At 40.5% G+C, this 11,171-nt stretch carries 5 protein-coding genes; 2 read left to right on the forward strand and 3 right to left on the reverse strand.

What is annotated here, in order from left to right; all coding sequences use genetic code 11:
- Positions 1-382: 382 nt before the first annotated feature.
- Together XM47_RS00040 and XM47_RS00045 are read left to right on the forward strand one after the other, a co-directional pair.
- Positions 383-937: a sigma-70 family RNA polymerase sigma factor gene (locus tag XM47_RS00040; protein WP_048687925.1), complete on the forward strand. Its 555-nt coding sequence runs from the start codon at positions 383-385 to the stop codon at positions 935-937.
- Positions 934-2,610 carry a LamG-like jellyroll fold domain-containing protein gene (locus tag XM47_RS00045; RefSeq protein WP_048687927.1) on the forward strand — a complete coding sequence of 559 codons (1,677 nt, stop codon included), beginning with the start codon at positions 934-936 and terminating at the stop codon, positions 2,608-2,610. The genes XM47_RS00040 and XM47_RS00045 overlap by 4 nt, the downstream gene beginning before the upstream one ends.
- A gap of 682 nt (positions 2,611-3,292) precedes the next feature.
- Here the strand turns inward: XM47_RS00045 and XM47_RS00050 are convergent.
- The 3 genes from XM47_RS00050 to XM47_RS00060 form a co-directional block, all read right to left on the reverse strand.
- Complete coding sequence (locus XM47_RS00050; protein ID WP_172656480.1) at positions 3,293-5,734, reverse strand: VCBS domain-containing protein; 2,442 nt, start codon at positions 5,732-5,734, stop codon at positions 3,293-3,295.
- A 56-nt stretch (positions 5,735-5,790) separates the two neighbouring features.
- Positions 5,791-7,545 carry a VCBS domain-containing protein gene (locus tag XM47_RS00055; protein ID WP_048687930.1) on the reverse strand — a complete coding sequence of 585 codons (1,755 nt, stop codon included), beginning with the start codon at positions 7,543-7,545 and terminating at the stop codon, positions 5,791-5,793.
- A 77-nt stretch (positions 7,546-7,622) separates the two neighbouring features.
- Positions 7,623-11,075 (reverse strand): TonB-dependent receptor domain-containing protein, encoded by a 3,453-nt coding sequence (locus tag XM47_RS00060; protein ID WP_048689088.1) that lies wholly within the window; start codon positions 11,073-11,075, stop codon positions 7,623-7,625.
- Positions 11,076-11,171: the final 96 nt, after the last annotated feature.

An 11,171-nucleotide genomic window follows, 5' to 3' on the forward strand; every position in this document is an offset into this window, starting at 1 on the left:
ACGTATATATTTGTGCAGCGCTGTGAATTCATTGGTAAAGTATCAATCATGTTAGATGGGCTCTTATCTTTTTAATATTTATAATCATCGTAATATTCACTACGACTAAGAACAGGCCTAAAAATCTGATTATTGATACCCACCTAGAAAAAATAAAAGTATAAAATTCTTTCGGTGTTGACGATGACCGCAAATATGCTTGTAACCATATTTGCTCTTTACTTAGATATTGACATACAGGTCAATACCAGTGAAGATAACCAATAATAATCAAAAAATACTCAATTTGTTTACATTTGTACTCATAAATAGACAAGAGCAATCATATTATGTATTTTATCGAATCATTCATACACTTCGCACTTTTTAGGTTTTTTAGTTAATGACAACTAACGCTATTACTAAAAAGAACACGACAACTCCAGCTGCGCTTTCTGATGCTTTCATAGCCTTATTCGAAGCGGATAGAAAGCGCATCTACACCTATATTTATGCTTTTGTCATGGATACTGATGAGGCTGATGAAATTTTTCAGGAAACCAGTGTTGTGTTATGGCGTGATTTTGAAAAATTTGAAGAAAACACCAACTTTTCAAAATGGGCAAATGGCATCGTTTTTAACCGTATTTTATCTTATCGACGAAAAATAAAAAAACATGCGCTCTGTTTAAGTGATGATGTAACGCTAGAACTCGCAGCCAAAGTTTCTCAAACTGATAGCACGGATAGCCGCATAGAAGCTTTGCAAATATGCAAAGGTGAGTTAACTCCCACTCTGCAGCAACTGTATACCGAGTTTTACATTAATAACGCAACCGCCACTGAAGTCGCTAAAATGACTGAACGTTCTGTTTTCGCTATTCGTAAATCGGTACAAAAACTCAGAAAAAAACTGTTTGACTGTATTGATCGTAAGCAACGGGAGATGCAACTTTGAACCGCAGTGATAAATTTGAGAAAATTCGTAACATTGCCGACGCGATTTGTGCAAAAGAAGTTAACCCAGAACAGATAAATAACCTAGATAATCTGCTCCGTGGAGACCCTGACGCACAGCAATTTTATTACGATTACATTGAAATGCATATTCATATGAAGGCTGAAGTAGGCCCTTCAATGGAAGTGGTGCGCCGACGTCTGCAGGTAGATGAAGTTATATTCAGACCAAGCACCCATAATACTGAGAATCCTCAAATTGCAACGCCTACCACAACACTAAATCAGATAACGCATCATTCTGCGTCGCGCCGAGGCGTACCGATAAAGTGGTTAATTATTTCTATTTTATTAACAGCAGCCATTGCTGCCGTTTTTGCGTTAGGGTTTTTACATAATGAAAAACAAGCAGGTGTAGCTGAGCTATTTACTGAAGATGCTTTACGCATAGAAGGACAAGGAAAAATTGAATCTAATCGTATTTACCCGGGAATTTACTCGGCGATAAAACCTGTAACAATGATGTTAACTTCAGGAGAAGAGTTAACCCTAGCCAAAAATACATTTATAAAGTTATACAATAGCGCCGAAATTGAAATCATTAGAGGACATCTCTCTGTAAAGCAAGCTACCGGTAAAAATCTTATTTTTAATACCCCGAGTTTTACCTTGCATTCAGGAGGGGAGGAAATTTCTATTGATTTAACTAAACAGCAAGCCAAAGTGATTTCGTCTGGCACTGCTCATATACAACCTAAGCGCTGGCGCCCGAATCATTACTGGCCTTTTGAAAGCGACAGTGACCGTGTGGCTGATTATGCCGGTAATGCTTTCGGCATTTTAAGCACAGGGGTAACAAAAGTTAACGGGTTAGTAGGTAACAATGCATTTTTATTTAATAATAGTGCTAATGCCCGGATTAACGTGGGGAGTGGTGGTGGAACAGTACCTGCAACGGGTTCATTTTCAGTAATAGATGGTGTAACTATAGAAGCGTTAATTGTGCCGCACTTTAAAGGTCAGGAGAGTGTTACGGTTGATAATTATGTTCCTGAGCAAGATCAAATATTCAGGAAAGATCAAACAGATAAACATCACCGTATGTTGTTAAGTTTAAAAAATGCTAGACCTAACAGCCATATATGGCCTAATAATAAGATCAAGGGCAACACAATCGCTTTTGGCATGTATTTAATCGGTCATGGTTACCATACGTTACTTCTACCATTAGATGGCAAACAAGGGCGTCCTTCCCTTAAGCAACTAAAAGATGGCAAAGCCCATCATGTTGTTGCCAGCTACGATGTGAGTACTGGCTTAAAAGCCATTTTTGTGGATGGCAAAATGCAAGCGTCTTATCAATACCCAAAGGGTACAAAAATGATAAGTGGCGGTTCAGGTATGGCGAATATTGGTAATTCACCCAATAGAAAAGATGATAGAGAGGCTTATGCTGGCATTATTGATGAGGTCGCTTTTTATGATTTTGCTCTGCCGCCTTATATGATCAAGCAACATTACGAAGCGGCAATGAAAGGTAAAAATTACTTTAATGTTAATTTAGCCGATGGGTCTTTGCCACTGAATATCAATATTCCAATACCAGAAAACGAAGTCGTTTATATTGACTCTCAAACAGGGCTTATTAATCGAACCGAGCCTATTGCTCAATAGTTAACCTGATGTTGTGTTCTGCTCACAAAACGGCGCCTATGTGGCGTGATTCAAATTGTAGAACACAATCAAAACGGGGGAAGACAAAGATTGCAACATGTTGATGAGCTAGCTATAGCAAAAAGATTTTTTCACGCCATTTTTTCCAATAAACACAAACGTTCAATTAGACAAAAATGTTAAAGCCTTACAAAGATTAGCCTTTTCTATTTTTCTATCTTTCTATTTTTTTATTAAAGAGCCCCGCTTGTTTTGTTGCTTTAGAGGCTTGTGCAACAACGTATTTATAGGCAATAAATACGAAAATGTGGTCTTAAATTCAAACTCATTCCACCTCAACACGTGACAGTTTTTTAATCGGTAGTAAAAGTGATTATTACCACACATTAGCTCAAACCTGCACCTTGTATGGGTATATATGACAAGTAATCCTATCCCTGTTATCGATGAGTGAAACCTTGCAATAAACGGGTCTTTGGATCTGTCATTTTTAAATTTGATTCGAATTAAATGCTTTTTGCTCGGGGTAACTATTTACCAATAGTTTGCCTTGAATTAAAAGTATCCTAAACCGAGTTCAAGTTAGTTAAAAAATAACCCCCAGCAAAAATGATGGGGGTTATTGGTCATTTGAAACCCTAGTAATAGGCTTAGCGATTTTTACTAACTATTCCAATAATAATTAAGGCTTCTCAACTGGCGTCACAATTGTCGTTACTCCATGTGTACGGTCATTAATAAGATCACCTAGGTCGTTGATGTCACCATCAACTTTCAAACTATCAAATGTTTGGCGATAAACTTCGTTATTACCTGCCACATCAGAATAGATTACTAAATCATCAATCACCATTGCGCCAGTAACACCGCCACCAGAATTAGATCTTAGTGTTAGGTACTTGGCACCATTTTGTACCTTTGATAACTGTCTGGCGTAAGTCGGATAGTCGAAGTCTTCAGCTGAATCGTATCCCGGGAAGTCATCTTTAGTCGCTTTTTCGCCATTGATAATCACAGACACCACTGGAGCCCCATTGACTAAAGCGGCAGGAGAAGCATCCCAAGTAAACTCATACTCTGTCCATCCTTTGTAGTTCTGTTTTTGTTCAAGCGATACATAGCTGCCAATTCCGTTATAGAGTCTGGCCTCTTTGTTGTTCCTAATGGTCATACCAATTAAGGCTCTATCAAAATCATTATTTGTAATCAGGTCATCACCTTGAAGCATAATACGACTGTCCTTACTGACAGAGTAATGCAATTTAAAAGTCATTTTACCCGTTAACTGTGCTTCTGCAGGGATATTAAAGGCGATACGGCCTAAATCTTGAGGAACAGCGTGAACTCTTGCGCCGATATCATCTGGCACAGGTTCAATAATTGAGATAGGCAAAGTTATGCGAGTACCATCATAACTGGTGACTTCAATCATCTCGTTGAATGGTAACGCTAAAGCACCACTCTCAATTAATTCTGCCGTGTCATTATTTAAGGTATACGTCCAATTACCGGAAGCATCAATTGAGAGCAAGCCGTAAATACCGGCAATGTTCTCTTCTTGAAAGCTTGCTTCCCAAGGGTTTTCATCCACAATATTTAACTTGCCTGATATGCTCCCTTTAACCACATCAACTTTAGAAGATGATTTACCATCGGTTATTTTTGGTACGTCGGTAATTATCGGGGCAAGCTGCTCACTGGGCTCGATGTTAATATTGAATTGTGCCGTTGTACCGTCAAAGGTTGTCACAGTTACCGTTTCAACAAGCGCTGCAGGCATTGCTTCACCGATATTATATTTCAAGGCTTTAACTTCATCCTTAGTGAGGTCGACGCCGTATAGCCAAGCACCTTCACTATCAATGCTGATAGAACCATACATGAGTCCTTCAGACGAACTGTTTAGCGGCTGAAAAGTTCCCTGATTTAAATTAGCATCGCTCACATTAAGAGAGCCACTAATCAAACCATCGTTTATCTCGACTTTCTTTTCAGGATTGGTATAAGCGCTTTCCCCTTCACCTTCTGTAACACCTGGTAAACCAGTAACAACGGCTGGTACCCATTCAGACCCTTCAATAGCAATAATAATTTCTTCGGTATTTCCCATTGCACCCATTGAAGTAAGGGTAAACTTCTCTTCAACTGATGGGATCACATCTGGCTCACCTGTGTAGTACAAGCTACCTTCAGTACCAGGCGCTGCGTAAAACTTTTTAACGCTGTCAAGGTCAGGGTTTAACTTATAACCCCACACAAATTTGGCTTTTACCGCGTTTTGATGCTTCGAGCCTTCAACAGTTGGATCCGCTTTAATAGCTTCGACGTAATTGGTCACTTTAAAGGTTAACATACCATATTCGGTATCTATACTTCCTTCCGTATCAGTACCAGCTAGTACTGCTAAATCCACGATTCGGCCATCTGCGGTGATCAAAGTGTCGTAATCAGACTCTACCGGGTTGGCATCCTCCAAATTGATAGTTTTATTATTTATTTCCGGACTATCAAGAGTTAAGAATGAACTCATTGCACCACTAAACTCCGAATCTTCGTCAATACCTTTAATAGTTACCACAAATGTTTTCTGGGTACCGTCAGCAGTGGTTATAGTAAATTCGTCAGTTAGCGGAATAGAGTCAGCACTAACGAGGTTAGTCACATCATCATGTTCTGGGGTGTTAGACGTAGAGTTCCCCGTCCATAGGAAGTAATTCCACTCACCACCGGCACTGAAAAAGAACTGACCATATTTACTACTAATAATGGGAGCCGTTTTTTCATCATATGGGGTTTGTGTAGTATCTAAGCCATAGAAAATAGATTCACCAGGGTTAGCATCTTTCACTCGGTACGAACCTGACGGATTTGTGTCTTGCTTAGTGGCCACGCCAGTGAAATTTTCTTCAGGCGCTAACACAGTCCATTGCATATCACACTCAGTCATAGTTGGTTCACCACCTTCTTCCGTAGGCGGTATTTCAACTGGCTCACATGTAGGATCCACTTTCTCGAAAACGGAAAACGTTGGAGCAGTTGGCACTATACTTTCTTTTTTATCATCACTACTATCACAAGCAGATAGAGTTGCAATAATAGATAAGCTTAATAATGTTTTTTTCATTCGATTACCTTTAATTCTATTTCTTATATTAGGTTGCATGTTATTTTCGGCTACCATTAAAGATCGAGTTTTATAACGACGTCTTCCGTGGTTACGGCTTGGTAACGATCAAAAGAGTCCGCATCCTTAACCAAGTCACCTTCTTTATTGCTGTCGAAGTTATCTTCAAAAGCTGGTGCATCAAACTTTATGTCAGCATCAGGGTTGGTGAACAGACGAATATCATCAACCAACAATCCACCAGTCGTTGCAGGCGGTTCATCTTCATCGCCTGTCATCTTATCTACGGTGAAGTTCAATCGACCTAAACATCCCGAAATGCTGTCACTCGTAGTAAGCGTCTGGGCATAGAATGGCGTACTAGTATCACGCTCGATTAAAGGGTGATCTTCTGAGGTTTGCAGTGGCTCACCATCAAGTAAAAGCGTCATCTTAGGTAAAGATGCTCCTTCTTTACGATCCCAAGTTAGGGTGACTTCATGCCATTCTAAGTCTTGGAAACCTCGGTCAAACTTAACATGAGTGGTAATTATGTTGCCGCTGTTGTTAGGTGCTTGTCTTTCGAAATCGTTGACGTTACCGTAAGTGCCTCCAGGCTTTAAATGAGCCGACCACATTTCAAACCCGCCCTCAGGCTGAATAATAAATGAGGCAAGCCTGCGGTTATAACTGCCATGCCACCTACTACAATACATAGATATAGTCGCTTTTTTAGCCATATCTTCCGTAATTCTAGCTTTAAACTGCAACTTACCAGTTACAAGATCTTTAGTGCTGAGCCCTGTGCCACTTTTAACAAACTGTACTTCAAAGATCGACTTACTATCACTCTCAGCCTCTGCTACCGGAATGCTAGGCACAAAGTTTCTTGGCCCAAGGGTGATGAACACTTCCAGTAATTGTTTTGTGCCGTCATTAGTTACTAGGTAAAAAGACTCTGAAACTGGATCTGCCTCTTCTGTAGGCAATTGCATTCGTAGCTCTTCGACCTTTTCAGAGCGAACCGTATAAGTCCATTGACCATTAGGTTGGACATCTATGGTACCGTATTTTGGTGTTTGTTCTTGCGTCTCATCGACAGGTAATACTTGATTAAGAAAGTAAGATTCCTCATAGTTTGGATCGTATACCCGTGCCAAACCAAACTTTTCTTTAAACCTTAAGTCTGCGTTGGCAATCAGATCACCTCTTACCTCAGCCGGTTTTTTCTCAACTCCTGAAATAATAAAGTTAAGCTCAGTGGTTGAACCATCAATAGAGGTAAATGTAATGGTGTCAACTAAGTCGGCAGATTTACAGTCAGCTAGTAAAGCACCAAGCGCCTTGTTGTTTTCTGCACTATCTTCAATGACAGTATCATCAAGCGTAAACTCAGAACACGTAGAGCTTTCATCAGCCTCAGCCTTAATTGCGGCAGGCTTATCCATTACATAAGACCACTCGCTATAGCCGTCAGCAGATTTCTTGATTTTAAAGGTACCGTACATGGTTTTTAATATCCGAGCCGTTTGAGCGTACCTGTCACCCTCAATTTCTGCCTTGCTAGCGGTCTCAGTATCTTCTTCACCGATTAGCTCGAATTGTAGATCAGCTTCCCCCCAGTTGGCATCGGTTACCCCGAAAGTCCCTTCAGCATTACCATGGGCTATAGTTAAAGGCACATCCATGCCTTCGCCTGGGGTGCCGTTGAAACCGACAGTGGTCATAAATTCGTTATTAAATTGGGCGGCTAATTTTTTCTCAGCGCTATTGTCTATTTCACAACCAGACAATGCGACTAATATCGACAAAGCCAAAATTTGCTTTTTCATTGGATTTCTCCTGTAAATACTGTTTTTTGCATACTGCTTAACATGGCCTAAAGCCTTGGTTTCGCAGTAAGAAATAATTAAAAGTTATAGCTAAGGCCTAAAGAAAAAATGCGACCTTGGAATCGAATACGGTTGATAGCGCTTGTGTTACCCCCGATGAATTCGTACTCCTTGCGATTGTTAAGGTTATAGCCTTTTACACTAACTCTTAGATTTCTCGATAATTTATAGCCGACAGAGAGATCGATACGACCTCCAGCAGTTTGAGTACGGGCGTCGCTTCCTAAAAAGGTAGTCGTCCCGCCAGTGCTTAGCAGTTTTTGGTCTTGCCAGTTGTAGGTTAATCGAAGGCTTAAACCATCATTTTCGTAGTAACCAATGAAGTTAGCTGTATATGGGGCGATCTTGGTCATTTTCTGCCCTTCACCTTCATCCAACTCAACCTTACTAAAGTTCAACTTACCGCCAAGACCGTTGAACGGATAAGGCAAGAAGTCGAGTTTTTGCTGGATAGAAAGCTCATAACCCATAACCTCTACAGGTATATCACTGTTATAAGTTTCTGTAATACTTACCCTGCGGGTGTTTTCCATATCTGGCGCCGGTTCGATTTCCTCACAGTACCAACCTATTGATTTAGTACTATCAGGAACTCGAATTAGCTCACCTACAGGGTAGTCATGCTCACCTTCAGGGCAAACAGTACCCGTTTGAATCTTGCCCTGGAGTTTTTTATAGAAAACACCAGCGGAAATAGATGAACCTTCACGGTTATACCAAGCTAAAGCGAAGTCAAAGTTATCAGCCGTATATGGCAAAACCTCAGCCTTCGAGTTTTCCAAGTTAACCCTAGTCTCTGTATTCGTATTAATTGGGCTAGGTATCTGTGACAACAGATTTGGTCGTACCAGTCCTTGCGAGTAAGCCGAACGTAAAACAACATCATCCGTTAGATCAACAGCAATATTGAATGAGGGTAAAGTATGTGAGTAGTCATTTTCGGTGATAACAGCAACTCGTTTTCCATCCGAGTTAAAGCCTTGACCAATAACATCATTTGTTGTTTCTGTGTATCTAACCCCCATGTTACCTGAATAAGAAAAGTTAAATAGTTCACCTTCAAAATTAGCCATTAAATAAATGGCATTAATAACTTGATCAGCATTAAAGTTTTTACGGAAGTTAGCGTTCATGCCATAGGTAGGCAAGGTTGAGTTATTTTCAATTTTATCCGCCCAATTAGTAGGACGAGCAATCGCAAAATCTTTTACAAACTCTCCACTATCTTTGTCAAAAGCAATCATGGCACTCGGATCATCAATAAGTACAACTTGGCCGTCCTCTTCATACAGGTAGCCTGGTGTACAAGTTTCCTCGGGTTGACCTTGACATGTCTCGTAACCATAACCAGTTTGCAGTTTTTCAGTTAAATGCTTTGAATTCAGTACTTTCCAGCCACCATCAGATCCATAGTAACCAGGGAAAGTTCCATTAAAGAATTCGTTTTGGGTGTCGGAGGTTAAGCCCGTATAGAAGTCATCGCCAGTGATCCGTGACATGTTAATGGCACCACCACCAATGCGTGAGCTAACAGAATCCAAGTACTCACGGGAATGTGATAAACCAGATTTAATGCTCGTTATCAAGAATGAATCGTTGCCGATTTCGGTATAACGCTCAAAGTCTGCAAGAGCAGACTTATAGTTACGCTCTGGTCGTTCGACAGCACCGTTGATATAAAAACTAAGTGATCTGCCACCTTCTTCAAAGTCGCTATTTTGGTCTTTCATGTACGCATAGTATGCATCCTTGCCGCCTAGAGCTTCATAAGCGGCGTCACTGGCTGGATTCACTTTGGGGTCTAATTCAGGACCAAAACTACCTAAATTTGTGCTATACCAACCATTATCAAACCGTTTGTATGCATCTCGTCCGAGGTCATGTGCCTCACCTACTAACACCCTATCTAGTGGCACACCATTGCTGTCAATGGCGCCAACCCTGTCAAAATCAGAGTAAAAATAGTCATTAAAGTTTTCCAGAGTAGTCAGCGCTTTGCTCAAGTCGCCTTGGCCTGTATTAATTTCAGCATTCATGCCTGTAGGCGCATAAAAATATTTTTTGCCATCATCTAAGTCAGTATAGGTTTTGTTAGTACGGTTTTGGTGGCGTAAATCGATGCCCGCCATCCAAAAATTATTGACTGAACTTGATTTACTTGCAGCAAGGTTTATTACCCAATCATCAGTAACATAGTCAGCATATAAAAATATACCTTTTGCTTCTTGTGTCGTTTCGTTCTGACGATTGGAAGGTGACCATGCAACGTTTTTAAGCTTAGTATGTGTGACTGCATAAACAGGTATCGTTGCCATATCCGGGCTATGAACCCCTTCTATGTAGTTAGGGTTTGGTTCTGCCGTTAAGCGGATCGGAGTGCCGAGTAATTCCACTCTTTGTGATGCAAATAATCCGTTATTATCATCTCCGCTGATCGAAAATTGTACATCTTCCATGTTACTATCATTAAGGTTTTTCTTGGTATAAAGGAAGTTAGCACCAAGCTTGAGCGACTCTGTAGGTTTCCATTCAATATTACCCGTAGCTGATACACGATTACCTCGTGAATGCTCTGTTACCTCACTTGCTTTACCAACAGCTTTAATAATCGATAGTGGTTCGGTAATGCCATATTGCGCTTTATAGGCCTCTAAATCTGTCGGGCTGATAAATGTTTTGTAATCAATGGCATTATTCTCTACACCGTTCATTCCGACGTATGAAGAGAAATTCGTTGTATCACGACGGAACACTTGTTCTGAAGCAGCAATTTTAAAAGCCACAGCTAATTTGTTTTTGATAAGGTGCTTAGATGCTGAAAAGTTGATCGTCTTATTCCAGTCATCGACTAGCTCTTCATAACGGCCGCCTATGCCGAGTTTATACTTTCCGTCCTTTGTACCAAGCGCGCGTTGAAGTTTTTTGTTAATAACACCAGATAAACCACCATCAGGTAGATCCGCAGTCATGGCTTTAACTACAGTTACACCATCAAATACACTGGGTTCAAAGGCACCAAATGGGTTTGAAGAACCGACTACACCGGCGCTACGGCTAGGAGTCGCGAAAGACATACCTTCAGCAACTGTTTTTGCATACCCACCAGGTAAACCACGGAGGGTAATTTCTGAGTTACGACTACCATCATCTGTATTAAGCTGAACACCCGGAATGGACTGCATGGCCTCCCCCAAATCGAGAGCAGGCAAGGCATCCATATCTTTGGCTGAGATTGCATCAACAATTGAAGGTGCATCACGTTTTATCAACAACGCTGATTCTAACGAACCACGAACGCTTGATACTTCAATAACTTCTATAGCCTCCTCTTTGTCTTGCTTTTCTTTAATAGCTGAATTTACTTCGGCCGCTATGACCGATGGTGTAAATAAAGTCATTAAAATACTCGCTGAGCAACTTATTAAAGCGCCTTTATGCAAGTAATTACTTGTATATTTTTGTTTGATCATTTTTTTATCCGCTTTGTTGTTCTTAATTTTAAAAAGACGGAGTTGACTTGTATTTTGAATATTTTGTGTTCGTTCAACATAATCAACACACACATC

It is taken from the genome of Catenovulum maritimum (assembly GCF_001050375.1).
Taxonomy (GTDB): Bacteria; Pseudomonadota; Gammaproteobacteria; order Enterobacterales; family Alteromonadaceae; genus Catenovulum; species Catenovulum maritimum.